Origin of the sequence: Bordetella genomosp. 9 (assembly GCF_002261425.1) — a bacterium.
In the GTDB taxonomy this organism is placed as follows: domain Bacteria; phylum Pseudomonadota; class Gammaproteobacteria; order Burkholderiales; family Burkholderiaceae_B; genus Bordetella_C.
On the sequence record NZ_NEVJ01000002.1, the window covers coordinates 180,605 to 205,279 of the forward strand.

Genomic DNA, 24,675 nt, shown 5'->3' on the forward strand with positions numbered 1-24,675 from the left:
GCAAGGCGCGATCCGGCGCTCGCCCCGCCTTCCGCTATCGCAGCATTTCCAGCGTCCGCGCCAGATCGTCCACCGTGTAGGGCTTCAGCAGGTGCACGGCGTCTTCCAGTTGGCCATCGCCGGCTTCCGCGCCCGCGTCCAGGCCGGAGGCGAAGACCACGCGCAGGTCGGGCTGCCGCTGCCGTGCCTGCGCCGCCAGCTCGACACCCGATACGCCCGGCAGGCCGATGTCGGTCATCAGCACATCGATGCTGTCGCTGTTGAGCGCCGCCAGGGCGGCCGAGGCATGCTCGGTGGGCACGACGGTATGGCCCAGGGCTTCCAGCATTTCCGCCGTGCTGGAGCGGATCAGGCCATCGTCTTCCACCAACAGTACGCGCAGCGGCGCGGCCGCCGCGCCGTCGCGCCTGGCGGCCGGCAGCGGCAGGCTGCGCTGCCGCGCTTCGTTGATCACGTTGCGCTGCTGCTGATTGCGCAGCACGTGGCGCAGCTTGCGCGCCAGCGCCTCGCGCGTATAGGGTTTGCTGAGCAGGTCGATGCCTTCGTCCAGGCGGCCGCCGTGCACGATGGCGTTCTCGGTGTAGCCGGACGTGAACAGCACCGCCACATTGGGCAGGCGCTCGCGCGTCTTGCGGGCCAGTTCGGGGCTGCGCAGCGGGCCGGGCATCACCACGTCGGTGAACAGCAGGTCGATGGGCACGCCGCTCTCGACGATCGCCAGCGCGCTCTGCGCGTCCCTGGCCTTGAGCACGCTATAGCCCAGTTCCGACAGCATATCGACTACGGTGGTGCGGACTTCCTCGTCGTCTTCCACGGCCAGGATGGTCTCGTTGCCGCCGGCGATGGGACCGGTGTCCACCTCGGTCGCCAGGTCTTCCGGCTGTTTTTCGCGCGGCAGGTACAGCCGCACCGTCGTGCCCTGGCGCGGTTCGCTGTAGATCTTGATATGGCCGTTGGACTGCTTGATGAAGCCGTACACCATGCTCAGTCCCAGGCCGGTGCCGCGGCCTTCGGGCTTGGTGGTGAAGAAAGGCTCGAAGACGTGTTCGAGCACGTCGGGCGGCATGCCCTCGCCGGTGTCGGTCACGGCCACCATGACGTACTGGCCCGGCGTCACGTCCGCGTGGCGCATGGCATAGTCGTCGTCCAGCAGGGCGTTGCCGGCCTCGATAGTCAGCTTGCCGTGCCCCTGCATCGCGTCGCGCGCATTGATCGCCAGATTCAGCAGCGCGTTTTCCACCTGCGACGGATCGACCAGCGTATTCCACAGGCCGCCGGAGATAATGGTTTCGATCTCGATGCCGTCGCCCAGCGCGCGGCGCAGCATGTCGTCCATGCCGCGCACGAAGCGGCCCAGGTTCACCACCTTGGGCGCCAGCGGCTGCCGGCGTCCGAAGGCCAGCAGCTGCGACGCCAGCTTGGCGCCGCGCGACACGCTGGTCAAGGCGTTGCGCACACGCTTTTCGGCGCGTTCGTTGCCGACCGTGTCGATGGCCAGCAGTTGCAGGTTCCCACCGATGACCTGCAGCAGGTTGTTGAAGTCGTGCGCCACGCCGCCGGTCAACTTGCCCACGGCTTCCATCTTCTGGGCCATGCGCAGGGCTTCCTCGGTCTGGCGCAGGGTTTCGGCGGCTTCCTTGTCCGCCGTCACGTCGCGGCCGACGCCATGCACCGTGCCGTGCTCCGGATCCGGCGAAAGCGTCCAGGCGATCCAGCGCCACAGACCGGCTTCGGTGCGCATGCGGCATTCGAAGGTGACCGACCTGCCATCGGCGCGCAGCGCCTGCATCGCGCCGGCGGCCACGGGATAGTCGTCGGGATGCAGCAGGTCGCGGTAATGCCTGGACGCCAGCGCTTCGCGGCGGTGTCCCAGCACGCGCGTCCAGGAAGGACTGGTGCGCAACAGCTTGCCGTCGTAGTCGCCGATGGCCAGCAGGTCTTCGCTCAGCGCCCACAGGCGTTCCTGCTCGGCGACGGCCTCGGCGACCCGCAGTTCCAGGGTTTCGTTCAGTTGCCGCAGGGCCTGTTCGGCGCGGCTGCGTTGCGCGATCTCGTTCTGTGCCGCCTGGTACAGGCCGGCATTGTCGATGGCGATCGCGGCCTGGGCCGCGATGCCGACGGCCAGTCGTTCGGCGGCGGCATCGAACACGCCAGGCTCGGGATGGCCGAAGAACAGGCCGCCCAGCACTTCGCCATTGCGCGATTGCACCGGCACGGCCATATAGCTGCGCACCGGCAGATGTCCCACCGGCATGCCATGGTGGGGGACGTTGCCGCCGTACCGTGGATCCTGCGTGATGTCGTCGGAGCGGACGATGCCTTCACCGCGGAAGGTCGGGCCGAATACCGCGGTGTTGCGCGGCATCTCGAAGCCTTCGAACAGGTCTCTGGACGCGCCGGACAAGGTGTACAGCGTGTAGCGTTCTCCGGCGTCGTCCAGCAGGTTGTAGAAGAACGCGCCGTAGGCGGCGCCCGTCAGTTCCGTCGCGGCGTCGGTCACGACCTGCACCGCGCGGCCCAGGTCCAGTTCGGCGGCGATCGTGGTGCCGACGCGGTTCAGGACTTCCAGGATGCGCGCGTCTTCCTTGATCTGGCGCGCCGTGTCCTGGCGCAGCCGGTACATCTGGACGTTGCTGGCCACGCGCGCCAGCAGCTCGCGCGCGGAGAACGGCTTGGTCAGGTAGTCGTCGGCGCCCGCGCCCAGGCCTTCCACGCGCGCTTCTTCGCCGGCGCGCGCCGACATCAGCAGCACCGGGACGTCGCGCAGCTGAGGGTCGCCGCGCACCGCCGCCAAAAGGCCGAAGCCGTCCAGCCCCGGCATCATGATGTCGGAAAGAATCAGGCTGGGCGGCTGGCGGCGCGCCGCCGCCAGCGCGTCGTTCCCGTCCACCGAGACGTCGACCCGATAGCCGGCGGAGCTCAGCATGCGCCGCACGTAGTCGCGCAGGTCCGCATTGTCGTCGACCACCAGCACCCGCTCGCCGTTGCTGGTCTTGCTGAGGTCGGCGTCGAGCACGGTGGATAACGTGGGCCCCGCCTCGCCTTCCGGCACCCAGCGCAGGGCGTCGGCGACGTAGGCCTGGGCGTTGACGCTGGTGCCGCGCCCGGCCTCGATGCTGCCGGCGGCATCCGGCTGGACGCCGTCGGCGGCCCGCGCCGCGCCCAGCGGCACGCGGACGGTGAACTGCGTGCCTTCGCCCAGCTGGCTTTGCACGTCTATCGTGCCGCCGTGCATCCGTACCAGTTCCTGCACCAGCGCCAGGCCGATGCCGCTGCCTTCGATACTGCGGCCCACCGCGCCGCTGACGCGGTGGAAACGGTCGAAGATGTGCGGCAGCTCGTGCGTGGGGATCCCGATGCCGGTATCGCGCACGCGCATTTCCGCCGCCGTGCCATCGGCGGTCGCGCGCAGCTCGATGCGGATTTCGCCGTCGAAGGTGAACTTGAACGCGTTGGACAGCAGGTTCAGGACGATCTTTTCCCACATTTCGCGATCGACGTACACCGCCGCCGGCAGCGGCGGGCAGTCGACCACCAGCCGCAGTCCCGCGCGGTCGGTCGCGGAGCGGAACAGCGACGCCAGCTCGGCGGTCAGCGCCGCCAGGTCGGTGGGCTGGTACTTGGCCTGTACGCGTCCCGCTTCGATACGGGAGAAGTCCAGCAGGCTGTTGACCAGCTTGAGCAGGCGCAGGCCGTTGCGATAGGTCAGGTCCAGCAGCGGGCGCTGGCCGTCTTCCTGGTGCGTCCGCTGCAGCAATTCTTCCAGCGGGCCCAGCATCAGGGTCAGCGGTGTGCGGAACTCGTGGCTGATGTTGGAAAAGAACGTGGTTTTGGCGCGGTCGATCTCTTCCAGCGCCCGCGCGCGGCGGCGCTCTTCCTGGTAGGCATGGGCATAGGCGATGGCCGCGCTGATCTGCCCGGCCACCAGGTTGAGAAAGCCGCGATAGTCGTCGTCGAGCAGACGATAGGGATTCAGTCCCACGATCAGCACGCCGGCCCGGCCGCCATCGGCGGTGGGCGACACCGGCAGCAAGGCCGCCCTGGACGGCGTGTGCCGCCAGGGGCCGGACGGCAGGCTGTCGCCAAAGCGCTCGTCCAGGTCGTTCAGGACGACCAGGCCTTCGCGCCGCAGCGCGTCGTCGACCGGCCACAGCGCGTCGGGCACGGCCTGGATCGAGGCCGGCGCCGCGGGATGGCCGTCCTCGATGCCGCTGCTGCCGACCAGCGTGACCGTATCGCTGCCCGCCTCCGCGATGTAAAGCATGGCGAAGGGGATATCGTAGGGGTCCAGGCCCAGGGCGCGGGTGCCCAGCCGGCAGGCCTCGTCCCAGCTGTGGGCCTGGGTGGTTGCCGCGGCCAATTCGCGCAACAGGCGGATCTGCCGCGCCGTGATCACCCGGGCCGTGTCGTCGCTATTGGCGCAGATGATGCCGCCCGCCGTGCCGTCGTCGCGCGGGATGGGGCTGTACGAAAAGGTGTAATACGTTTCTTCCGGGTAGCCGTTACGCTCCATCAGAAGAAACTTTTCCTCGACATAGGTGCCTTCCATGCCACCCATGGCGGTGCGCAGCAGCGGCTCGATGTCGCCCCAGATTTCTTTCCAGACTTCGATGGTCGGAAGGCCCAGGGCGTCCGGATGCTTGCCGCCGATGATGTTCTTGTAGGGATCGTTGTAGAGGAAGATCAGTTCTTCCCCCAAGCCGATCCAGATGGGCTGGCGCGACGCCAGCATGATGCGTACGGCGGTACGCAGGCTTTGCGGCCATTGCGCGGGCTCGCCCAAGGGCGTGGCGGCCCAATCGTGAGCGCGAATCAAGGCGCCCATTTCGCCGCCACCCGCCAGGAACGATGGCATCGGGTCATTATGCGGGGAACGGGGGTCCAGGGGCTGCTCCATCTTGCTTTCCACTCCTAGCCGCTTTCGGAAATCGTTATGGCAGAGCAAGAGCCGACGCGCCTCTGCCGACAGCCACTGAATATACCAGCAGCCATCGCCCCGCATGGCAGGCGGTCAGGCCCGGGCGCAGCCTGCGAGCAAGCGCCGGACCGGGAAGCGGTCTGTGGGAATACGGGTTTTCCGCCGTCGGACGACGCGGAACGCGGCATTGCCTAACTCCACGTACACGGCCAGGGCGACACGCCCGCGCCTATATCTTACGGAGGAGGCCTCATTCATGTTGGAGCCAGGATCACTCGGACATCAACACATAGCCGTCCACGTCGTCGATCGAAACAGTCCTCCGCGTCCTCCCGAACGTATCAAGGATGAGCTGGATGGCCTGCTGACGGCCACGATGTTTCCCACTGCCAGGGAACATCGGCCGCGCATCGTCGACACGCTGCGGGTGATTCACGCCACCCAGACAGGCAGGGAACTGCTGCACGATTTCCGCACGCTGGGCGAACGCGGCAAGCATCCCACCATCGCGCTCGCCGACGGCGGCGACATCCCGCGCAAAGAGGCGGAAAAGCCGCACTGTCTGTATCTCGCGGCGGACAGCCTGACCGCCGGGGCCTCCCGGATCGGCGTGCCGCCGGAGGTCGAACAGGCGCCCTCGATGCTGCTGCGGCTGACGCAGGTCCGCAATGCCTTGGCGGGGCGCAGCCCGGAAAGCCGTTTCACGAAGTCGCCCACCGACGTCCTGGACGTGTGGCTGGATCCCGTTTCCACCGTCGTCAAGTTCCGCAAGGAACTGGAGGTGCACGAGCGCACGCCGTCGGCCTCCCTGGCCGCCGAAAACGGCCGGCATTCGCTGTCCACGCCGCTGATGCCCGACCAGGGGCCGGCCGACGGCGACCCGCCCCTTCCGCCAGGCCGGGCCAGGGCCTTTCTATGCATACCGCTGCGCAAGGATTCCAGGCCCGCGTACATGCCGGTGGTCGCGGTGGACGCTGCGGATGCCACGGAAGTCTCCCGCCCGGGCAAGGCGCGGATGGCGTTCAGGTGGGCGGCGCAACAGGTACAGAAGTTCGCCGGATTCATGGGTCGGCAGGATGCCGCCGACGACTGCCGGCCGCGCGGCGAACCGGCCGCGCTCAAGGAGGCCAGGCTTGGACACAGACGCACGTCGAGCACCAACGAGGTACCGCCGGCACCCACGCGCGACGGCGGTACCGGAAATTCCGCGAACGGCACTGCCCACAACGGCGAGTAAGGAGACCTCATGCTAGTAGGACAAAGGCAACCTTCCCATTCCGACTTGAATGGCTTGAACGATGGTCCGCCGGCACGCCCACCCAAGCCGGAACGCGATGACCTGGGGGGACGGCTGGACGTGTACCTCGCCCAATCCGTCAGGGATGCCGGCTGCAGGGAGCGATTGATCGATATCCTGGGCGTGATAGACGCGCTGCCCAGCGGGCACGACGTGCTGGAGTATTTCCGCGAGCGGGCCAGGCAGGGCCATCCGCTGGCGGTGAACCTGTTGCCGTCCGATGCTGCCGTGGCGCGCGACCTGGCATCGCACGATTTGTGGCTATCGCGGGATGCACTCACAGCGCCGGCGCCCGACATCGGCGTCACCCCGGAACGGCATTACGCGCCCGCCGTGTTCCAGGCGCTGCTGGCGGCCCGCAACGCCTGCATTGTGGAGCAATATGCCGACCAGACGGGACAAGACCTTGCCGAAACGCAGCGCAGGTTCGTGAACGAGCTGGCGGGGCAGGTCGAGACGCCAGCGATGCAGCAGCAACTTGCCGTTCGGCGCCAGACGCTGGCGAACGACGAGCACGCGGCCGCCCAGGCATTGGCCAAGCTCGCGATTCGTCCCGAAACGCCAGTGGCCACCGGGAATGATGGCGTGCTGCCGGAAAGCTCGGACTACCTGGAGACGGACACGCCGGCGCAGTCGGGCTCGCTTCGGCCCAAGAAACGCCGTTTCCGGACGCAGTTCGTTTCCAGGCAATTCGAGGCGTTCACCAGCGCCGTGGCTTCGTGGAAGAACCGATGGCGCAAGTCGCACAAGGCGGATGCGAACGTCGCACAACCGGATGCCAACCTGTATTTCGATCCGAGCGGTTCATCGAAGAGTTCGCCGAACAGTTCACCGCACAATTCACCGCACAATTCACCGCACAATTCACCGCACAATTCACCGCACAATTCACCGAACGGTTCCCGACACGGTTCGTTGTCCGCGGCGACGGCCAAAGGTGTTGATCAATAGTCCCACCATGACCAGCACGGCGCCGCCCACCTGCGGCGCCGTGGGCATTTCGCCCAGCAAGGCCGCCGCGGCCGCCAGCCCGATCACCGGGATCAGCAGCGAAAACGGCGCTACCTGGGCCGCCGGATAGCGAGACATCAGCCACGCCCACAGCCCGTAGCCCACGAGCGTGGCAACGAACGACAGATACACCACCGCGAACACCGACGAACCGTCTATCGATGCCAGCGCGGCGTGGATACGATCGGGACCTTCCAACCACCACGACAGCGCGAAGAACGGCAGCGGCGGCACCAGGCTGCCCCACACCACCAATCCCAGCATGTCGGCCTTGCCGGCTTTCTTGGTGGCGATATTCCCCAGGCCCCACATCAATGCCGCGCACAGGGTCAGCACGAAACCCAGGGTCGTCATGCCCGCGCCGCCTTCCGCGCCGATCAGTGCCAGGCCGGCCGCGGCGACCATCAATCCGACGGCGTTGTGGGCGCGGAAGGGTTCGCGCAGCAGCAGCGCGCCGAGCGCCACGGTAAAGAAGGCCTGGGCTTGCAGCACGACCGAGGCCAGCCCGGCGGGCATGCCCACCGCCATGGCGGTGAACAGGAAGGCAAACTGGCCCAGCGATATCGTGGCGCCGTAGGCCACCAGCCAGCGCAGCGGGATCGCCGGCCGCTTGACGAAGAAAATCGCCGGCACCGCCGCCAGCAGGAAGCGCATTCCGCCCAGCAGCATGGGGGGTATGCCATGCAGGCCCACCTTGATGACGACGAAATTCATACCCCAAACGAGGATGACAACCAGGGCCAGGGCCAGATCGCGCAAGGGCATCGCGGTTCCATGGTGGAAAAGGAACCTGATTGTGCTACATCGCGCGCCATGACGACGCGGCGGCCGGGCAGGCGCACGGGCCGCGGCCAGCGTCGCCGCCATTTCGATGGCACAGGGTTTGCGGAAAGGTCGGCAAACCACAAGGAGATCACCATGAACCCTATCGGTCCCATCGGCGCGCCCGCCCCCGTCGGCGGCGCGGGCGGCGCGAATCCCGTCAATCCGGTCGACCCGGTGCGCCCGGTCGAACCGGTCCGGCCGGTGAATCCCGGCATGCCCGAAAATCCGGACATTCCGCCCAAGGACCCGGTGCCCGGCCCGGGCCAGCCCCCCGTGGGGGCTCCCGTTCCGCCGGAACCGCCCAGGCCCGGCCAGGCGGATGCCCCCGTGACGCCGCGTCCCGCCGCGCCGGATGGGGGCTGGGTGGCTTGACGGCCGCGGGCAACCGGAAGGCTGCCCGTTTTCCTTATTTACCCAGCAGTTCGCCGATCGCCCCGCCCAATCCCTTCACCGCCGACCCCACCCCTTCGGCCACGCCTTCGACGCTGACGCCGATGGCCTTGGTGAAGCCGCCGACGATGCGCGTGGACACGTCGTCGGTCAGCGAGAATTTCGGGTCCTTCAGGCTGCCCTGCAGCGTGAATTCGAAATTGACCTCGCCCTTGCGGTCTTCCAGCGCCGCCATGACGGCCTTGCGCGGCAGGGAGCCCAGGCCGCCGCCGCTGAAGTCCAGGTCGCGCAGCTTGGCCTTGCCCTGCGCCGACAGTTGCTGGTCTTGTACGCGGGTCGTCATGTCCAGGTCCATCTGGCCCGCGGTCAATATCGAAGGCGCATGTTTCTGCAGGTAGGGCGCAAGCACGGCCACGTCGGCGCCGGTAGTGGTGGTGCGTATGTCGGCGTCGTGGCTGGGCAGCGCCAGCCACCCGTTCACGGTGACGGTGCCACGGCGCTGCTTACCTACCAACTGGCCCTGCATTTTTATCTCGGTGCGTGTGTCGTTGGCGGGTGAATGCAGCGGGCCGACCTCGGCATGCACGTTCTCGAATGGCACCCGGTAGGGCGTCTTGGCGATCCGCGCGTCGAAGAAGTCCAGCCGGCCCTTGTCCAGGATCAGCTGGCCGATCGAGGTTTCCCGCTTGGGGCGGCCCTGGTCGTCGGTGTCCGCGTCGCCACGGGCCTGGGCGCGTTCGCGCGCGCGCTGCCGCAGCGTCGGCAGGATCTGCAGGCTGCCGTCCTCCGAGCGCAGGATGGACACGTAATAGTCGCTGACGACCACGCGCCGTATGTCCAGCCGATCCGACAGCAGGGCGCGCCAATCCGGTTCCATGGTCACGCGGGCGGCGCGCAGCGTCTGACGGCTGGGCCAATCGGGCGGCGCGCCGATTTCCACGTCCTGCAGCACGATTTCCGTCCAGCCGACGTCGATATGGGCGGCATGGCCCTTGTCGCCCATCATGTCCTGGATGCGGCTGACCACCAATCTGGAAGCCACATGCAGGGCGCCCACGGCGGCGACGGCGATGAGCAGGACGACAACGATGAGGATCTTGACCGGTTTAGTCATGGGCGTTCGAGTCTTGGGTGTTGCCGGGCGGCCGCTCGCCAGGAGCGTTCCGCCTGACAGGCACATGAAGATGGTGTGCTCATATGGAAAAGACGGCAAGTCTATCCAGATGGTGGAGTCAGGGGGAAGCCCCTCGCACGCCGTCCAGCCGTCGGATCGGCCGTGCTAGGATGGCCCGCGACTTTACCAACAGCCGGCGCCCCGCGGCAGGCGCCGACGACAAGGACCAGCATGGATACCGACGAAAAACTTGCACTGATTGCGCAAACCATCGCGCATCAGGGTGGCCAGATCAGCGCCCTGACCGCCTCGCTGCTGTGCGTGCTGCACATCGCGCGCGACTCGCCGGGGCTGCGGGAGGCGGTCGAAACGCGCCTGGAGCAGAACTACGCGGCCTTGCTGGCCCGCTCCGAAAGCCAGCAGTACGTCGCCGGCTTCGAAGCGATGCGCGACGCGGTGATCGCGGCGCTGAAGGCCTGATCAAGCGCCTGATCGGGGCCGATCAGTGTTTTTCCTCGGCCTGCCGTGCGCCTTCGCCCGGCAGGACCGCGTCGACGATGGCGTCGCCGAAGCCTTCCCGCAGTCCCAGCGCGTCGCGGCCTTGCGGCGTGACCGTCAGGCCGTCGTCGGCCTGGGCGACCAGGCCCCGATCCAGCAGATCCCTGGCTTTCAGGCCGTCGATGCCGTGCTCACCGGCGTGGATTTGTTTAAGCAGTTGTAGTTGTTCCTGGGTCAACATGTTGCACCTCCGCATGTCGGGCGCCGGATATGTCCGGCGCTTCCCGCGTCCATGGTTGCGCAAACTTCGTACCCGCCCCGTTCCCTTTTTGTGGTTTTTCCGCCCGGCCGACCCCTCGCGCCGGGAAAACCCCGCTTAACTTTTTGTCATTTTGTGGTTACAAAATATTCCGCGACATGTCATGTGAGGCGGGTATGCTCGCCCCGGGACGAATCGTAAGAGGGGAACAACGCGTGCATCGAAACAACGACGTCTACAAGGGCTTTCGCCTGACCGCCAAGGTCGCCCGGGATCTCCCGGCGCCGGACGATGGCGGCACACCTGTGTTCCGCGCCGTGGTTTGCGTGGCACCGGCATCGCTGCAGCCCGCCGACGGCGACGAATATCCGATTCCGCGCTTCGTGGACGGCGGCTACGTCTACAGCCCCGCGGAAGCCGTGCATGCGGCTGTCGCGCATGGCCGCGAGATCGTGGACGCCCTGTCGGGAGTGCGCCTGGCGGTGTCATGACCGCGTTCGCGCAATCGACGCTGGGGCGCCTGCGTGCCCTGGTCGGGCCGCGGCCCTTGCTGTGTCCCTGCGTGCGCATCGTGCTGGAAGGCCCGGACGGAACCGTCCTGCTGCACGAACGGGCCGACTTCCGCGGCATGTGGGGATTGCCCGGCGGCCACATCGAACTGGGGGAGTCCGCCGAACAGGCGGCGCGGCGCGAAACCCGTGAAGAAACCGGCCTCGCCGCGCGCGTACTGCTGCCTTTCGGCCATGCGTCGAATCCCGCCGTGGAAACCGTCACGCTGCCGAATGGCGATGTCTGCCACTACCAGGCGGTGCTGTTCCATTGTTCGCAATTCGAGGGCGCCTTGCGCGGCGATCCCCAGGAAGCCGCGGTCCTGCGATGGGTATCCCTGGACGAAACGCAGCCCCCCATGATGCCGCATGTGCGCGCCACGCTGGAGGCATTCCGCCGCTACCGGCGGAATGGCGAGTTCCAGCTGATCTGACGCGCCGCCCGCGGCGCTAGGGCGATTGGGTGCTGAAGGTATCGCAGCGGCGCGGATCGCCGCTTTCCAGTCCCCGCTTGAACCAGCGTACCCGCTGCGCGGACGTGCCGTGCGTGAAGGCGTCGGGCACGACATAGCCCTGGCTCTGCTTCTGCAGCCGGTCGTCGCCGATGGCGCTGGCGGCGTTCAACGCTTCTTCCACGTCGCCGGCTTCCAGAATGTGCCGCGCGCTGTCGGCGCGCTTGGCCCACAGGCCGGCATAGCAGTCCGCCTGCAGTTCCAGCCGCACCGACAGGGCATTGGCCTGGCCCGGGTTTTCCTGCTGCAGCGAGGCGACGCGTTGCGATATGCCCAGCAGGTTCTGCACGTGATGGCCGACCTCGTGCGCGATCACGTAGGCCTGGGCGAAGTCGCCGGGCGCCTGGAAGCGCCGTTTCATGTCGTCGAAAAAGCTCAGGTCCAGGTAGACCTTGCTGTCGGCCGGGCAGTAGAACGGCCCCATGGCGGCGCGCCCGGTGCCGCAGGCGGTGCGGGTGGCGCCGTTGTACAGGACCAGGGTCGGCGGCACGTAGGCGCGTTTGGCATGCTCGCGGAAAATCGCCTGCCAGGTATCTTCCGTTTCGCCAAGGATCTTGGCGACGAAGCGCCGCTGCGGGTCGTTGGCCGGCGGCGCCGCGGTGCTGGCGGGCGCCTGTTGGCTGGCAGGCTCCTGCATCTCCTGCAGCACCACTGACGGATCGATGCCGAAGTACGCGGCGACCAGGGCCAGGACGATGGCGCCTATGCCCAGCTTGCCGCCGCCGATGGGCAGCCCCATGCCGCGCCGATCTTCCACATTTTCACTTTCACGCGAATCATCCAAGCGCATGAGATTCTCCTTCGTGCCCCGCGCGGACGCGCCGCCGGGGCGGATGCCTACTTGCAAGATGTTAGGATAGCCGCATGGCGCAATTCTTTACCGTACATCCCGCGAATCCACAGCCGCGTTTGTTGAAGCAGGCCGCGCAGCTGTTGCGTGACGGCGGGCTTGCGGCCGTGCCGACCGACTCCAGCTATGCCGTGATCGCCCGCCTGGACGACAAGGCGGCCGCCGACGGCTTGCGGCGCCTGCGCGGGCTGGACGATCGCCACCATCTGACGCTGATCTGCCGCGACCTCGCGCAGCTGGGTCATTTCGCCCGCGTCGACAACCGCCAATACCGCATGCTGAAGGCCGCCACGCCCGGCCCCTTCACCTTCATCCTCGAGGCCACGCGCGAAGTGCCGCGGCGCGTCTCGCATCCTTCCCGCAAGACCATCGGCCTGCGCGTGCCGGATCATCCCGTCACCCTGGGCCTGCTGGAACAGTTCGGCGAACCGCTGCTGTCCACCACCCTGATCCCCGCCGGTGAAACCGACGCGTTGAACGACGCCGAGGAAATCCGCGAGCGTTACGAGCACGTGCTGGCCGCGGTCGTCGATAGTGGCGCCTGCCCCAAGGAACCCACCACCGTCGTCGACCTGACCGGCGACGAAGCGCAACTCATCCGGGTGGGCCGCGGCGACCCCACCCAGCTCGGAATCGCCTGATCCATGGACGACATCATCCAGTCGATCGCGATCTACGCGATCCCCGTCATCTTCGCCATCACGCTGCATGAAGCGGCGCATGGCTATGTCGCCCGCATGTTCGGCGATCCGACCGCCTACCAGATGGGACGGGTCAGCCTGAATCCGGCCCGCCACATCGATCCGGTCGGCACGCTGCTGGTGCCGCTGGTCATCCTGCTGGCTTCCAAGCTGCTGGGCAGCCCGGGCATCCTGTTCGGCTGGGCCAAGCCGGTGCCGGTCGATTTCGGCCGCCTGCGCCGCCCCAAGCAGGACATGCTGTGGGTGGCCGCGGCGGGGCCGGCGTCCAACCTGGTCATGGCCATCCTGTGGGGCATCATGCTCAAGCTGGTCTACCAGAGCGGCGGCGCGGAAGGCTACTGGTTCGACATGGCCCAGGCCGGCGTGCAGATCAACCTGGTGCTGATGGCCCTGAACCTGCTGCCGCTGCTGCCGCTGGACGGGGGACGCATCCTTTACAGCCTGCTGCCCAACCGCCTGGCCTACCAGTATTCCCGCATCGAGCCCTACGGCATGATGATCGTCCTGCTGCTGCTGTTCAGCGGCGGACTGTGGATCTTCCTCAAGCCGATTTTTGCGCTGGGCAGCACGGTCGTCAGCTGGTTTCTATAGGTTTTTTCCTGGTATCCGGTAAACTCGCGGGATTTCCTGATTCAAGTCCCCGCCGGACAGCCCGGCGGGCACCGGAGCCCCTCTCGATATGGCATCTTCGGCATCCGCCGCTGGCGTTACTTTCCAGGGCAGCATGGTCGCCCTGGTCACCCCCATGCATCCCGACGGCACGCTGGACTACGCAGCCTACCGCTCGCTGATCGACTGGCACGTCGCCGAAGGCACGGATGCCCTCGTCGTGGTCGGAACCACCGGCGAATCGCCGACGGTGTCGATGGAAGAACATGCGGAGCTGATACGCGTGGCCGTGGAGCATGCCGCCGGCCGCGTGCCCGTGATCGCCGGCGTCGGCGCCAATTCCACCGACGAAGCCATCCACCTGGCGCGCCACGCGAAAGCCGTCGGCGCGCAGGCCGGCCTGTCGGTCGTTCCCTATTACAACAAGCCTTCCCAGGAAGGCCTGTACCAGCACTTCCGGCGCATCGCCGAAGCCGTCGACCTGCCCACCGTCCTGTACAACGTACCGGGCCGCACGGTGGCGGACATGTCGAACGAGACCGTGCTGCGGCTGGCCGAGGTGCCCGGCATCATCGGCATCAAGGATGCCACCGGCGATATCGGCCGGGGCGCCTTGCTGCTGCGCGAGGCACCGGCCGGCTTCCAGGTTTTCAGTGGCGACGACCCCACGGCCGCCGCGCTGATGCTGCTGGGCGGACGCGGCAATATTTCCGTGACCGCCAACGTCGCGCCCCGCCTCATGCACGACCTGTGCGCGGCGGCGCTGGCCATGGACGTGCCCAAGGTGCGTGAACTAAACGCCCGTCTCGCACGTCTGAACAAGGCCCTTTTCGTCGAGGCCAATCCGATTCCCGTCAAATGGGCCTTGTCGCGCATGGGGCGCATGCCCTTGGGCTATCGTCTGCCCCTGGTGGAACCGGGCAAGCAGCACCATGCCACGGTCGAAGCCGCATTGCGGGACGCAGGCCTGCTTTAAAAGCAATCAATGAGGATACGTATGAACACGCGCCATGCCGGTTACTCGGCATTGCTTACTCTGGTCATGCTGGCCGGCTGCAGCGACGTCAATCAGATACTGGGCAAAGAAGAACCCATCGACTACAAGAGCGCGAGCGGCCAGCAGGCACAGCCGCTCAGTATTCCGCCGGACCTGACCCAGGCCGCCGCGGATCCGCGCTACAAGGCGCCCCCGGGTGGGACGACCACTTTCTCGCAATACCAGGCGGAAGGCCAGCAGCAGGCGGCCAGCCAGGCCCAGGGCAAGGCTTCCAACGATGTATTGCCGCAGCGCACCGACATGCATGTCGAGCGCGACGGCGATATCCGCTGGCTGGTGGTCGATATGCCGCCCGACCAGATTTTCGGCAAGGTGATCGATTTCTGGACCAGCACGGGCTTCACGATCCAGACCAACGATCCTAAGGCCGGCCTGATCGAGACGAATTGGGCGGAAAACCGCGCGAAGATTCCTGAAAGCTGGCTGCGGCAGGCCCTGGGCTTCGTCCTGGAGCAGGCCTACGATAGCGGCGAGCGCGAAAAATTCCGCACTCGCATGGAACGCGTCAACGGCCACACGGAAATCTATATCAGCCACCAGCACATGGTGGAAAAGAACGTGGGCCAGCGCGATTCCGGCAACCTGCAATGGCAGCCCGGGCCGGAAGATCCGGGCCTGAATGCCGCGATGCTGGCGCGCCTGATGGTGTATCTCGGCACCAGCGTGGACCAGGCCAAGACCATGGTCGCACGCGCCGAAGCCGCGCCGGCGCAACCCAAGATCACGCGTGACGTGGTGGCGGACGGCGCGCGCCTGAACGTGCAGGAAACCTTCGATCGCGCCTGGCGCCGCGTCGGCGTCGCGCTGGATTCGGGTGGCTTCACGGTGGATGATCGCGACCGTTCGGCGGGTGATTTCTACGTGCGCTACCTGGACACCGATACGGGCGTGCAGCGTGACGAACCCGGGTTCTTCAGCCGCATGTTCGGTACGGCGCGGCCCAGCCAGGCACCGCAATACCGCATCCACGTCGTCGGCCAGGGCGCGACCACCCAGGTCACGGTGCTGGACACCAATGGCCAGGTCGACACCACGCCGACCGCCCAGCGCCTGCTGAGCGTGCTGGCGGACAAGATGTCCGCGGTGCAGTAAGCGTCGGGGGGAGCACAAAAAAAGGAACGCTTGCGCGTTCCTTTTTTTTGCCTGCTCTTGGGAAGCTGGCGGATCGATTACTGCGTGGTGCCGCCCGTCGTGCCGCCGCCGCTGCCGTTGCCCGGCGTGGTGGTGGCGCCGCCGCCGCCGGCAGCCGGCGCGGTGGTCGAGGGAGCCGGGGTGGACGACGACGGGGCCGTGGTGGAAGGCGTGCTGCTGGACGGGGCGGGCGCGTCTTCCTTCTTGTTGCACGCGCTCAGCGAAACGGCCAGGACACTAGCCAGAACCAGGGTTTTCATCATCATTCGAGATCTCCTTTGTGATGGAATCCGTGCGACCCGGAAAGCCTGCCCGCGCAGGTGCCTAACCGGGATGACGGATTCAGGCTACAGGACTTACCCGAACGATTGCGTGTGGAAATTAAAGCTTGCGAGTCCTAAAGGAAACAAGCCTTGCTCCCATGTATAGGGTTTTTCCGGATGTTTCGATTGCGGGGGAATCTGGGCTGAAGTGTGGTTTCTGGAAACCTTTGCAGGTTTCAGATGCCGGATTTGTCTGATCCGAACGGCTGCTGCGCTTTAGGACTAGCAGACGCCCGGGGGGCGCCTGGGTTTCATGTCAGGCGTCCTCACTGGGCCTCGTACAGCAGCCAGCCATCGTCCAGCCACTGGACCAGGCATTCCCGCTCTTGTTCGGTCAGTCTGCGGGCCATCGGGTCGCCGCAAGCCAGGCGCCTGGCGTCCGCCAACTGCCGCAGCGCGGGGCTGGCCGGCACCGGCGCGGTTTCCCCGTTGATGAATACCTGCCTGCCGCGATATAGCATGCGGGTGCGGCGATCCAGCCGCAACACGCCGCTGGCGGGCCATTCGGATGCCAGGTCCGGCCCATCCTGGGCGGGCACGTCGAACACCGCGGCGGCGCCGGGTTCCGTCAGCCAGCAGCCCAGGAAGCGGTGCGCCAGCGCCTCGTCGAAGCGCACGCGGCGCACCGCATCCAGCGCGGCGGCTGCCAGCCCCTCGGGTAGTTCGGCGGGGTGCCGGGTCGCCTGCAGGCCCGCATCCCGATACCGGGCCTGCAGGCGCGGTCCCGGCAGCGGAGGTTCGCCGTAGGGGCCGCTGGCTTGGCCGGCGCGCGCCAGCACTTGTTCCGCCGCGGCTTCGAGCATGCCGCGCGCCAGCGTGGCCTGGTCGGGCGCGCGAAAGCCTATCGAGATCGTCATGCAATCCCCTTGCGCGATGCCGTCGTGCGCCACCTGCGGCGGCAGATACAGCATGTCGCCCGGCTCCAGCACGTAGGTGGCCTCGGGTTCGAAGTGGCGCAGGATTTTCAGCGGCAGATCCGGTTGCAGGCTCAGGTCGCGTTGCTGGCCGATGCGCCATTCGCGCCGCCCGACCGCCTGCAGCAGGAACACGTCGTAGCTGTCGAAATGCGGTCCGACGCCGCCGCCATCGGTTGCGATGCTGATCATCACATCGTCCAGCCGCGCGTCGGGGATGAAGCGGAAACGATGCATCAGTTCGGCGGCGGCGTCGTGGTGCTGGTCCACGCTTTGCACCAGCAGCGTCCAATCCGGTTCGGATGCCTTGGGCAGGCGGGCGAACGGCCCGTGCTCCATCTGCCATTGCCCGTCCTCGCGCCAGATCAGGCGCGACGCGACGTCGTCGTTGCGCGCCATCCGCTTCAGTTCGGCGATGCCGACCGGCGGCTTGAAGCCTGGAATCGCCTGGCGGATCAGCAGCGGCTTGCGCTGCCAATACGATTTCATGAACTGCGCCGGCGTGCGGCCGCCCAGCAGGTCCAGGGGCTGGTCCGGCCGCGGGTTGATCGATGGGCTCATGTGAATATGCCTTGAACGTTGCGCGCGCGCTTATTGCAGGTGGGCTTTCAGTCGATACAGCGTGTCCAGCGCCTCGCGCGGGGTCAGGCTGTCCGGGTCGACGTCGGCCAGGGCCGCGTGCAGGGCGAGCAGGGTTTCGGTTTCGTGGGCGGCGGCCGACTGCGCCGCGGATTCGGCATCCGCCTGGGCCGCGGCGGCGAACAGGCCCAGTTGCGGCGTCGGCGCGCCTTGCGCCTCCAGCCGCTCCAGCTCGCGGGAAGCCTGGCGGATGACGGCCGCCGGCACCCCGGCGCGCTGCGCCACCTGGATGCCGTAGCTGCGGCTGGCCGGGCCGTCGCGGACTTCGTGCAGGAAGACGATGCCGCCGGCCGATTCCGCCGCCGCCAGGTGCACGTTGGCGGCGGTAGGCTGTTCGGCGGGCATCCGGGTGATCTCGAAATAATGCGTCGCGAACAGCGTCAGCGCACGGTTGTGCGTCAGCAGGCGCAGCGCGATGGCCCATGCCAGCGCCAGGCCGTCGTAGGTGGACGTGCCGCGGCCGATTTCATCCATCAGCACCAGGCTGGCCGGGGTGCTGGCCGCCAGGATGGCGGCTGCCTCCGTCATTTCCATCATGAACGTGGAGCGTCCGCCCGCCAGGTCGTCGGCCGCGCCGATGCGCGTGAAGATCCGGTCGAGCCGTCCGATCCGAGCCCGCGCGGCAGGGACGAAGCTGCCGGTACGCGCCAGCAGCGCGATCAACGCCACCTGCCTCATGTACGTGGACTTGCCGCCCATGTTGGGGCCGGTGATCAGCAGCATGCGCCGCGTGGCGTCCATCTTGCAGCTGTTCGGCGTGAAGCGTTCGATGGCGCGTTCCACCACCGGGTGGCGGCCGGCCTCGATGTCGATCTCCGCCTCTTCCGACAGTTCCGGCGCATTCCAGTCATGCCGGCGCGCATGCTCGGCCAGGGCGGCCAGCGTGTCGACTTCCGCCAGCGCCCAGGCGCAATCCGACAAGGCGCGCACGTGGCCGCCGAGCTGGTCCAGCATCTGTTCGTACAGCCATTTTTCACGCGCCAGGGAGCGGTCCTGCGCCGACAGCACGCGGTCTTCCCAGGTCTTGAGCTCGGGCGTGATGTAGCGTTCGACGTTCTTCAGGGTCTGGCGGCGGCGGTAGTCTTCCGGCACCTTGTCGGCCTGGCCGCGGCTGACCTCGATGTAGAAGCCATGCACGCGGTTGAACTCGACGCGCAGGTTGGAGATGCCGCTGCGCTCGCGTTCGCGGGCTTCGAGCTGGATCAGGAAGTCGCCGCCGTCGGTGGCGAGCGCGCGCAGTTCGTCCAGTTCGGCGTCATGGCCGGGGGCGATGACGCCGCCGTCGCGGATCGCCGCCGCGGGTTCGGCGGCGATGGTGGCGGCGAGCAGGGCGTGGATGGCCGGGTCGGGACACAGCTTGTCGGCCAGCGCGGCGAAACGGCCTTCCGTGGCCAGCGCGCGCACCTGTTCGCACAAGGCCGGCAGGTCGCCCAGCGCGTCGCGCAGGCTGGCCAGTTCGCGCGGCCGCGCGGAACGCAGGGCGACACGGGCGGCGATGCGCTCGATATCGGGAAAGCGCTTCAAGGTGTCGCGCAGGGTGTCCAGGGGCAGGGCGGCCGCCAGGCCCGCCGGGGTGTCCAGCCGGGCGGCCAGCAGCGCGGCGATGGCGCGCTGGCGCTCCAGCACGGGCGCGTTGTCGCGCAGCGGATGATGCAGCCAGCGCCGCAGCAGCCGGCTGCCCATGGGCGTGCGGCAGTTGTCCAGGATGGAAAACAGCGTGGGCGATTCTTCACCGCTGAGCGTCTGCGTCAGTTCGAGATTGCGGCGGGTGACGGGGTCCATCAGCACGTACTGCCCGGGACGGTCCACGCTGATGCCCTGGACGTGCGACAAGGCCTGCGATTGCGTGCGCGCGGCGTAGCGCAGCAGGGCACCGGCGGCGCGTACGCCGGCCGGCATGTCCTCGACGTCGAAGCCGGCCAGGGAATCGGTGCGGAAGTGCGCCAGCAGATGCGCGCGCGCGCCGTCGCTTTCGAAATGCCAGTCCGGGACGCGGGTCTGCGCGCCGTCTATCGAGATGCGCAGGTCCGCGCCTTCCGGATAGACGATTTCCGCCGGCGCGATCCGGTGCAATTCCGATTCGATCTGCGCCGGCGCGCATTCGGTGACACGAAAATCGCCGCTGGCCAGGTTCAGCCAGGCCAGCCCGGCGCGCGGCGACCGGCCGGCGCCCGGGAACACCGCCGCCAGGCAGCGGTCCGCCTTGGCGGGCAGCAGGGCGTCATCGGTGAGGGTGCCAGGGGTGACGATGCGCACGATGCGCCGCTCGACCGGCCCCTTGGACGCCGCGGGATCGCCGATCTGTTCGCAGATGGCGATGGATTCGCCCAGCGCGACCAGCCTGGCCAGGTACTGCTCCATGGCATGGACGGGCACGCCGGCCATGGGTATGGGGCTGCCGTTGGACGTGCCGCGCTTGGTCAGCGTCAGATTGAGCAGGCGCGCGCCCCGTTCGGCGTCTTCGTAGAACATCTCATAGAAGTCGCCCATACGGTAGAAGAGCAGCAGCGGGCCGGCTTCGGCCTTCAGCTTGAGGTACTGCTGCATCATCGGCGTGTGGCCGGTCAGATCGCTTTTTTCCATTGATACCAATAGAGCTGGTCCGCGTCGGGGGCGACGCAAAGCAGGGATTGTATCGAGACGGGGGCGGGACGCCGGCCGAGCGGGATTGTTGATCCCCGTTGAATTGGGATATTCGTTTTTCCGCATTTATCCGCGCGGGTGAAACGACAAGAATGGCGGCATGGACAGTTTTCGGGAGATATCCATGACCTACACCATCCTGGTCACCGGCGCTTCTTCGGGTTTCGGCGCGATGGCGGCCCGCGCGCTGGCGCGGGCGGGCCACGTCGTCCATGCATCGATGCGCGAAACGGCGGGCCGCAACGCGCCGCGCGTGCGGGAAATCGCCGAGTGGTCGGCGGCGCACGGCGCCGGAACGCGGGCGGATCTGCGGCCGCTCGAGCTGGACGTCCAGTCGGAACCGTCCATCGAGGCGGCGGTTGCGCGGGTGCTGGAGGAAAGCGGCCGGCTGGACGTGGTGGTGCATAACGCCGGGCATATGGCTTTCGGGCCGGCCGAGGCCTTCACGCCGGCACAGTTCGCCGAGCTTTACGACATCAACGTGCTGGGCACGCAGCGCGTCAATCGCGCGGTGCTGCCGGTGCTGCGCCGGCAAGGGCGCGGCCTGCTGCTGTGGGTCGGCAGCTCCAGCCACCGCGGCGGCACGCCGCCCTATCTCGCGCCGTACTTCGCCGCGAAGGCCGCGATGGATGCGCTGGCGGTCAGTTATGCGGGCGAAGTGGCGCGCTGGGGGATCGAAACCAGCATCGTCGTGCCGGGTGCGTTCACCCAGGGCACCAACCACTTCGCGCATGCCGGCTCGCCCGCCGACCAGGCGCGCCAGGCCGAATACGATGCCGGGCCCACGCGCGGACTGGCCGACGAAATCCTCACCAACCTGGCGGCCTGCGAGCCGCCGGATGCGGATCCGGCCAGCGTCGCGCGCGCCATCGTCGACGTCGTGGACGCGCCCTATGGCCGCCGGCCCTTCCGCGTGCACATCGATCCATCGGATGACGGCTGCGCGGTGGTCGGGCCGGTGGCCGACCGCATCCGCGCCGAGTTCCTGCGGCGCGTCAACCTGGGCGACCTGCTGTCGCCGCGCATCGATAAGGAGGCTGCTCATGGCCGGCAATAATCTGGGCAGGCACATGAAGGTCGTGCTGGGTGAATCGATCGTCGCCTCATCGGCCGCCACCGTCAGTACGCTGGCGCTGGAGCTGCCGGTGTGGGCGATGTTCGTCGGATGGATCGCGTACTTCACCCGCGGGCTGAACCTGCGCAGCGGGCTGGTGAACCTGGCCTGCGTGCTGATGGGCGTGGCCCTGGGCATGGGCGCGGCGCATGGGCTGGGCGCGCTGGCGCCGCTGCTGGGCGACTATGCGATCAGCGCCGTCGTGGTGGCGGTCACCGCCGTGGCCCTCTCGCTGGCGCGCTTGCCGGTATTCAACAACCTGCTGGGCTTCTTCCTGGGACTGGTGGCGTATTTCGCGTCGCACCTGCCGCCGACGCCGACGACCTTCGCCAGCCTGGGCCTGGCGGCTGCCCTGGGCGGTGTCGCGGCCTTCTGCGCGCATGCGTGGCAGCATCGCGTCAACGCGGCGGAGCGGCCGCGATCGTAGGGTGGCCAGCGGCGCCGCCGGGCGCCACGGTCAGAACTGCCGCGCCTGCACGCTGGCGGCCGGCGTTCCGCGTTCGGTCAGGCCCATCTTCGCGATCAGCATGTCGAAGACATAACGCGTCAGGGGATTGATCAGGTCGCTGCGCATCCACAGGAAGTAGTTGGCATCCGGAAGGGGCGGCAGGCCGTCTTTTTCACCCAGGACGCGCATGTCCGGCCCCAGGAATTCGATGCTGCGCGCGGTGACGCCCAGGCCGGCGCGCACGGCGGCGCGGATGCCGACCAGATTGGGCGCGACGTAATTGGTCTGCCAGGGTACCCGCGCCTGTTCCAGCGCATTCAAGGCCAGGCGCCGGAACAGGCTGGGCTCGTCCGCCAGCACCAGCGGAACGGGCGAGCCGGCATCGTGGACGTAGCCGGCCGAGGCGATCCAGGCCGTGGGAGAAGTCCGCAGGATGACGCCTTCGTAAGCGGGATCGAAGCGCGTGGAGATGCTCAGGTCCAGTTCCCCGGCGCGCAGCGCGTTCATCAGGAAGGGGCTGCGATCGACGCGTATTTCCAGCCTGACGCGCGGCGACCAGCGGGTGATGTGCGTCAGCACCGTCGGCAACAGGGTTTCGGCGACGTCATGCGGGGCGCCCAGGCGCAGCTCGCCTTCCAGCTGGCCGTCCTGCATCGCGCGCATCGCTTCGTCGTTGATGGCCAGCATGTGGCGCGCGTAGTCCACCAGCTTGCGTCCGTGCGGCGACAGCAGCTTGTTGCGGCCTTGCTTTTCGAACAGGGGCAGGCCGACGATGCTTTCCAGCCGCTGCATCTGCTGGGTGATCGCGGATTGGGTCCTGTGCAGCCGCTCGGCGGCCGCCGAGAAGGTCTGGGCCTGGTCTATGGCAGCCAGGGTACGCAGCAGGTCCAGGTCCAGATTGCGCATGCCGTCTCCGACATATTACGGGAGCTAATGAGTTATTAAATCAAATTAATTTGTCACACCGCAGGCAGGCCCGTAGAGTAACGCCAAAATCGCATTTCCAAAGGGGTTCCGCTTATGGCCGGCTTGCATCCACATAACAAAGATATTTCCGCGGCGATCGAAAACATAAAGGATACTGTACAAACGCAGGGCCTGAGCCGTGACAGCCTGGACGACGTCCTGCGCACGGTGATCGGCCTGGCCAGCCATGCCGACTGGTGGGGCGCCGACCGCTATCCCGCGCCCGAAGGCGACGAACGCCAGGCCCGCTACCTGATCAGCGAAACGCCCGACAAGACCTATGCGCTGTACCTGAACGTGATGCGGCCGGGCAAGAAGATCGTCCCGCACAACCACACCACCTGGGCCTGCATCGCGGCGGTGGAAGGCATCGAATACAACTATGTCTACGATCGCCTGGACGACGGCAAGCAGTCCGGCGTCGCCCGCCTGGAAAAGACCGATACCGTGGTGGTCGAGCCCGGCACCGGCATCGCCCTGATGCCCGACGACATCCACGCCGTGGAGATCCGCGGAGACGGCGTGATCCGCCATCTGCACATGTACGGACGCGCCCTGGAGACGCTATCCGAGCGCCTGTCCTTCGACCTGGACGCCGGCACCTGCAAGGTCATGCCCATCGGCGTGCAAACGCGCCGCTGAACGGAAACCCATCATGGATGAACAGTACAAGCCTGGCACGCGGCTGCTGCGTGCCGGGCGGCCGCATCGCGGCTGGGTCAACACGCCGGTCACCCGCGCCAGCACCTTTATCTACGACAACGTGCAGCAGTGGCGCGACACGCGCGCCCGCCGCGAGAAGGAACGCCTGCTGTCCTACGGCGCGCGCGGGACCGACAGCACGCATGCGCTGGAAGACGCGCTGGTCGAGCTGGAAGGCGGCTATCGCGCCAAGGCGTACCCGACCGGCCAGGCCGCCATCGCGGTGGTGCTGCTGGCCTACCTGAAGGCCGGCGACCACGTGCTGATCACCGATGCGGTGTACGAACCGGTCAGGCGCTTCTGCGCCGAACAACTGTCCCGCTGGGGCATCGCCTTCAGCTACTACCAGCCCGACGGCAGCGACCTGGCGGACCAGATCCGCCCCAATACCCGCATGATCTATGCGGAATGCCCGGGATCGCTGGTCTACGAAATGATGGACCTGCCGGCGGTCGCCGAGCTGGCGCGCCGCCACGATTGCTGGCTGGCGGTGGACAACACCTGGGGCTCGGGCCTGCTGTACAGGCCGCTGGCGCTGGGCGCGGATATCTCCGTCTGCGCGGCGACCAAGTACCTGGGCGGCCACGCCGACGTCATGATGGGTACGGTGGTCACCAACGAAAAGGCCTGGGCGCCGCTGGAGCGGGCCACCGTCGATATGGGCCAGACCGTGGGCGCCGACGATGCCTACCTGGTGCTGCGGGGGCTGCGCTCCATGCCGGCTCGGCTGGCCATGCACGAACGCCACGCGCTGCGCGTCGCGGAATGGCTGCAGGGCCGTCCGGAAGTGGTGCGGGTCCTTTGCCCCGCCTTGCCCGACCATCCCGGCCACGCGCTGTGGAAGCGGGATTGCACCGGCACCAACGGCCTGCTTTCGATCGAGTTCGCGCGCGGCATCCAGGACGCGGACGTCGAACGCATGATCGATGCCTTCCGCCTGTTCGGCCTGGGCGCATCGTGGGGCGGCTTCGAAAGCCTGTGCGTGCCGGCCTATATGACCCGTGCGCGCACCGTGGCGGACTGGTCGGGGCGCGGATCGGTATTGCGGCTGCATATCGGCCTGGAAGACCCCGAGGACCTGATCGCCGACCTGGATCAGGCCATGGCCGCGCTGAAATGCTGACACGGCGAACGCCTGACACCCTGAAACGCTGAACGCGGCGCACCCGCGCCGTTCCATACCCGATCATCCCGGCACGCCGCGTC

23 protein-coding genes are annotated in these 24,675 nt (G+C 67.4%); 14 read left to right on the forward strand and 9 right to left on the reverse strand.

The window, feature by feature from the left end; translation table 11 throughout:
• Positions 1–34 precede the first annotated feature (34 nt).
• Positions 35–4,897: a response regulator gene (locus CAL26_RS06805; RefSeq protein ID WP_094846190.1), complete on the reverse strand. Its 4,863-nt coding sequence runs from the start codon at positions 4,895–4,897 to the stop codon at positions 35–37.
• Positions 4,898–5,174: 277 nt separating this feature from the next.
• Between CAL26_RS06805 and CAL26_RS06810 the strand changes: the two genes are divergently transcribed.
• Together CAL26_RS06810 and CAL26_RS06815 are read left to right on the forward strand one after the other, a co-directional pair.
• Positions 5,175–6,155, forward strand: coding sequence for a hypothetical protein (locus CAL26_RS06810; RefSeq protein ID WP_143277365.1), 981 nt, complete (start codon positions 5,175–5,177; stop codon positions 6,153–6,155).
• 165 nt (positions 6,156–6,320) lie between these two features.
• On the forward strand, positions 6,321–7,166 hold the full coding sequence (locus CAL26_RS06815) for a hypothetical protein (protein ID WP_143277366.1): 846 nt from the start codon (positions 6,321–6,323) through the stop codon (positions 7,164–7,166).
• On the opposite strand, the gene CAL26_RS06820 is transcribed toward CAL26_RS06815, so the two are convergent.
• The gene (locus CAL26_RS06820; protein ID WP_094846193.1) at positions 7,104–7,991 is read right to left on the reverse strand and encodes an EamA family transporter; all 888 of its coding nucleotides are present in this window, start codon (positions 7,989–7,991) and stop codon (positions 7,104–7,106) included. The two genes, CAL26_RS06815 and CAL26_RS06820, sit on opposite strands and share 63 nt — an antisense overlap.
• Positions 7,992–8,144: 153 nt before the next feature.
• Between CAL26_RS06820 and CAL26_RS06825 the strand changes: the two genes are divergently transcribed.
• On the forward strand, positions 8,145–8,423 hold the full coding sequence (locus tag CAL26_RS06825; RefSeq protein ID WP_143277367.1) for a hypothetical protein: 279 nt from the start codon (positions 8,145–8,147) through the stop codon (positions 8,421–8,423).
• A gap of 34 nt (positions 8,424–8,457) precedes the next feature.
• Here the strand turns inward: CAL26_RS06825 and CAL26_RS06830 are convergent, their stop codons facing one another.
• Positions 8,458–9,555 carry a DUF748 domain-containing protein gene (locus CAL26_RS06830; RefSeq protein ID WP_179283285.1) on the reverse strand — a complete coding sequence of 366 codons (1,098 nt, stop codon included), beginning with the start codon at positions 9,553–9,555 and terminating at the stop codon, positions 8,458–8,460.
• A gap of 231 nt (positions 9,556–9,786) precedes the next feature.
• Between CAL26_RS06830 and CAL26_RS06835 the strand changes: the two genes are divergently transcribed.
• Positions 9,787–10,035: a hypothetical protein gene (locus CAL26_RS06835; RefSeq protein WP_094846196.1), complete on the forward strand. Its 249-nt coding sequence runs from the start codon at positions 9,787–9,789 to the stop codon at positions 10,033–10,035.
• Positions 10,036–10,057: 22 nt separating this feature from the next.
• Here the strand turns inward: CAL26_RS06835 and CAL26_RS06840 are convergent, their stop codons facing one another.
• Positions 10,058–10,294, reverse strand: coding sequence for a hypothetical protein (locus tag CAL26_RS06840; protein ID WP_086063898.1), 237 nt, complete (start codon positions 10,292–10,294; stop codon positions 10,058–10,060).
• 233 nt (positions 10,295–10,527) lie between these two features.
• Between CAL26_RS06840 and CAL26_RS06845 the strand changes: the two genes are divergently transcribed.
• Positions 10,528–10,803 (forward strand): hypothetical protein, encoded by a 276-nt coding sequence (locus tag CAL26_RS06845; RefSeq protein ID WP_094846197.1) that lies wholly within the window; start codon positions 10,528–10,530, stop codon positions 10,801–10,803.
• A complete protein-coding gene (locus CAL26_RS06850; RefSeq protein ID WP_094846198.1) occupies positions 10,800–11,294 on the forward strand; it encodes an NUDIX domain-containing protein in 495 nt (164 codons plus the stop codon). The genes CAL26_RS06845 and CAL26_RS06850 overlap by 4 nt, the downstream gene beginning before the upstream one ends.
• A gap of 16 nt (positions 11,295–11,310) precedes the next feature.
• Here the strand turns inward: CAL26_RS06850 and ypfJ are convergent, their stop codons facing one another.
• A complete protein-coding gene (ypfJ, locus tag CAL26_RS06855; protein ID WP_094846199.1) occupies positions 11,311–12,162 on the reverse strand; it encodes a KPN_02809 family neutral zinc metallopeptidase in 852 nt (283 codons plus the stop codon).
• 74 nt (positions 12,163–12,236) lie between these two features.
• Here ypfJ and CAL26_RS06860 point away from each other — a divergent pair, with 74 nt between their 5' ends.
• From CAL26_RS06860 to bamC, 4 genes are all read left to right on the forward strand, one after another.
• Positions 12,237–12,863, forward strand: coding sequence for an L-threonylcarbamoyladenylate synthase (locus tag CAL26_RS06860; protein ID WP_086063902.1), 627 nt, complete (start codon positions 12,237–12,239; stop codon positions 12,861–12,863).
• Between the two features lie 3 nt (positions 12,864–12,866).
• A complete protein-coding gene (locus CAL26_RS06865) occupies positions 12,867–13,514 on the forward strand; it encodes a site-2 protease family protein (protein WP_094846200.1) in 648 nt (215 codons plus the stop codon).
• Between the two features lie 88 nt (positions 13,515–13,602).
• Positions 13,603–14,508, forward strand: coding sequence for a 4-hydroxy-tetrahydrodipicolinate synthase (dapA, locus tag CAL26_RS06870; RefSeq protein WP_094846201.1), 906 nt, complete (start codon positions 13,603–13,605; stop codon positions 14,506–14,508).
• 21 nt (positions 14,509–14,529) lie between these two features.
• The gene (gene bamC, locus CAL26_RS06875) at positions 14,530–15,681 is read left to right on the forward strand and encodes an outer membrane protein assembly factor BamC (RefSeq protein ID WP_094846202.1); all 1,152 of its coding nucleotides are present in this window, start codon (positions 14,530–14,532) and stop codon (positions 15,679–15,681) included.
• A gap of 77 nt (positions 15,682–15,758) precedes the next feature.
• Here bamC and CAL26_RS06880 read toward each other — a convergent pair whose 3' ends face one another.
• The 3 genes from CAL26_RS06880 to mutS form a co-directional block, all read right to left on the reverse strand.
• A complete protein-coding gene (locus tag CAL26_RS06880; RefSeq protein WP_256988120.1) occupies positions 15,759–15,986 on the reverse strand; it encodes an endopeptidase in 228 nt (75 codons plus the stop codon).
• Positions 15,987–16,309: 323 nt separating this feature from the next.
• Positions 16,310–17,518, reverse strand: a complete 1,209-nt coding sequence (locus CAL26_RS06885; RefSeq protein ID WP_094846203.1) for a cupin domain-containing protein — start codon at positions 17,516–17,518, stop codon at positions 16,310–16,312.
• A 30-nt stretch (positions 17,519–17,548) separates the two neighbouring features.
• Positions 17,549–20,179 carry a DNA mismatch repair protein MutS gene (gene mutS / locus CAL26_RS06890; protein WP_444876507.1) on the reverse strand — a complete coding sequence of 877 codons (2,631 nt, stop codon included), beginning with the start codon at positions 20,177–20,179 and terminating at the stop codon, positions 17,549–17,551.
• A gap of 184 nt (positions 20,180–20,363) precedes the next feature.
• Between mutS and CAL26_RS06895 the strand changes: the two genes are divergently transcribed.
• The gene (locus CAL26_RS06895; protein ID WP_094846204.1) at positions 20,364–21,296 is read left to right on the forward strand and encodes an SDR family NAD(P)-dependent oxidoreductase; all 933 of its coding nucleotides are present in this window, start codon (positions 20,364–20,366) and stop codon (positions 21,294–21,296) included.
• The gene (locus CAL26_RS06900) at positions 21,283–21,780 is read left to right on the forward strand and encodes a DUF1097 domain-containing protein (RefSeq protein ID WP_094846205.1); all 498 of its coding nucleotides are present in this window, start codon (positions 21,283–21,285) and stop codon (positions 21,778–21,780) included. The genes CAL26_RS06895 and CAL26_RS06900 overlap by 14 nt, the downstream gene beginning before the upstream one ends.
• Before the next feature lie 30 nt (positions 21,781–21,810).
• Here CAL26_RS06900 and CAL26_RS06905 read toward each other — a convergent pair whose 3' ends face one another.
• Positions 21,811–22,707, reverse strand: a complete 897-nt coding sequence (locus CAL26_RS06905) for a LysR substrate-binding domain-containing protein (RefSeq protein WP_094846206.1) — start codon at positions 22,705–22,707, stop codon at positions 21,811–21,813.
• Positions 22,708–22,821: 114 nt separating this feature from the next.
• Between CAL26_RS06905 and CAL26_RS06910 the strand changes: the two genes are divergently transcribed.
• On the forward strand, positions 22,822–23,409 hold the full coding sequence (locus CAL26_RS06910; RefSeq protein ID WP_094846207.1) for a cysteine dioxygenase family protein: 588 nt from the start codon (positions 22,822–22,824) through the stop codon (positions 23,407–23,409).
• Between the two features lie 13 nt (positions 23,410–23,422).
• Complete coding sequence (gene metC, locus CAL26_RS06915) at positions 23,423–24,592, forward strand: cystathionine beta-lyase (protein WP_094846208.1); 1,170 nt, start codon at positions 23,423–23,425, stop codon at positions 24,590–24,592.
• The last annotated feature ends 83 nt before the right edge of the window (positions 24,593–24,675 follow it).

Bases quoted from the DNA above. Each gene is read 5' to 3' on its own strand.
- CAL26_RS06900 (WP_094846205.1), top strand. From the start codon at position 21,283: ATGGCCGGCAATAATCTGGGCAGGCACATGAAGGTCGTGCTGGGTGAA.
- metC (WP_094846208.1), top strand. From the start codon at position 23,423: ATGGATGAACAGTACAAGCCTGGCACGCGGCTGCTGCGTGCCGGGCGG.
- CAL26_RS06825 (WP_143277367.1), top strand. From the start codon at position 8,145: ATGAACCCTATCGGTCCCATCGGCGCGCCCGCCCCCGTCGGCGGCGCG.
- CAL26_RS06885 (WP_094846203.1), bottom strand. From the start codon at position 17,518: ATGAGCCCATCGATCAACCCGCGGCCGGACCAGCCCCTGGACCTGCTG.
- CAL26_RS06905 (WP_094846206.1), bottom strand. From the start codon at position 22,707: ATGCGCAATCTGGACCTGGACCTGCTGCGTACCCTGGCTGCCATAGAC.
- ypfJ (WP_094846199.1), bottom strand. From the start codon at position 12,162: ATGCGCTTGGATGATTCGCGTGAAAGTGAAAATGTGGAAGATCGGCGC.
- CAL26_RS06880 (WP_256988120.1), bottom strand. From the start codon at position 15,986: ATGATGATGAAAACCCTGGTTCTGGCTAGTGTCCTGGCCGTTTCGCTG.
- CAL26_RS06865 (WP_094846200.1), top strand. From the start codon at position 12,867: ATGGACGACATCATCCAGTCGATCGCGATCTACGCGATCCCCGTCATC.
- CAL26_RS06895 (WP_094846204.1), top strand. From the start codon at position 20,364: ATGACCTACACCATCCTGGTCACCGGCGCTTCTTCGGGTTTCGGCGCG.
- CAL26_RS06830 (WP_179283285.1), bottom strand. From the start codon at position 9,555: ATGACTAAACCGGTCAAGATCCTCATCGTTGTCGTCCTGCTCATCGCC.
- dapA (WP_094846201.1), top strand. From the start codon at position 13,603: ATGGCATCTTCGGCATCCGCCGCTGGCGTTACTTTCCAGGGCAGCATG.
- bamC (WP_094846202.1), top strand. From the start codon at position 14,530: ATGAACACGCGCCATGCCGGTTACTCGGCATTGCTTACTCTGGTCATG.
- CAL26_RS06835 (WP_094846196.1), top strand. From the start codon at position 9,787: ATGGATACCGACGAAAAACTTGCACTGATTGCGCAAACCATCGCGCAT.
- CAL26_RS06910 (WP_094846207.1), top strand. From the start codon at position 22,822: ATGGCCGGCTTGCATCCACATAACAAAGATATTTCCGCGGCGATCGAA.
- CAL26_RS06820 (WP_094846193.1), bottom strand. From the start codon at position 7,991: ATGCCCTTGCGCGATCTGGCCCTGGCCCTGGTTGTCATCCTCGTTTGG.
- CAL26_RS06850 (WP_094846198.1), top strand. From the start codon at position 10,800: ATGACCGCGTTCGCGCAATCGACGCTGGGGCGCCTGCGTGCCCTGGTC.
- CAL26_RS06805 (WP_094846190.1), bottom strand. From the start codon at position 4,897: ATGGAGCAGCCCCTGGACCCCCGTTCCCCGCATAATGACCCGATGCCA.
- CAL26_RS06860 (WP_086063902.1), top strand. From the start codon at position 12,237: ATGGCGCAATTCTTTACCGTACATCCCGCGAATCCACAGCCGCGTTTG.
- CAL26_RS06840 (WP_086063898.1), bottom strand. From the start codon at position 10,294: ATGTTGACCCAGGAACAACTACAACTGCTTAAACAAATCCACGCCGGT.
- CAL26_RS06810 (WP_143277365.1), top strand. From the start codon at position 5,175: ATGTTGGAGCCAGGATCACTCGGACATCAACACATAGCCGTCCACGTC.
- mutS (WP_444876507.1), bottom strand. From the start codon at position 20,179: ATGGAAAAAAGCGATCTGACCGGCCACACGCCGATGATGCAGCAGTAC.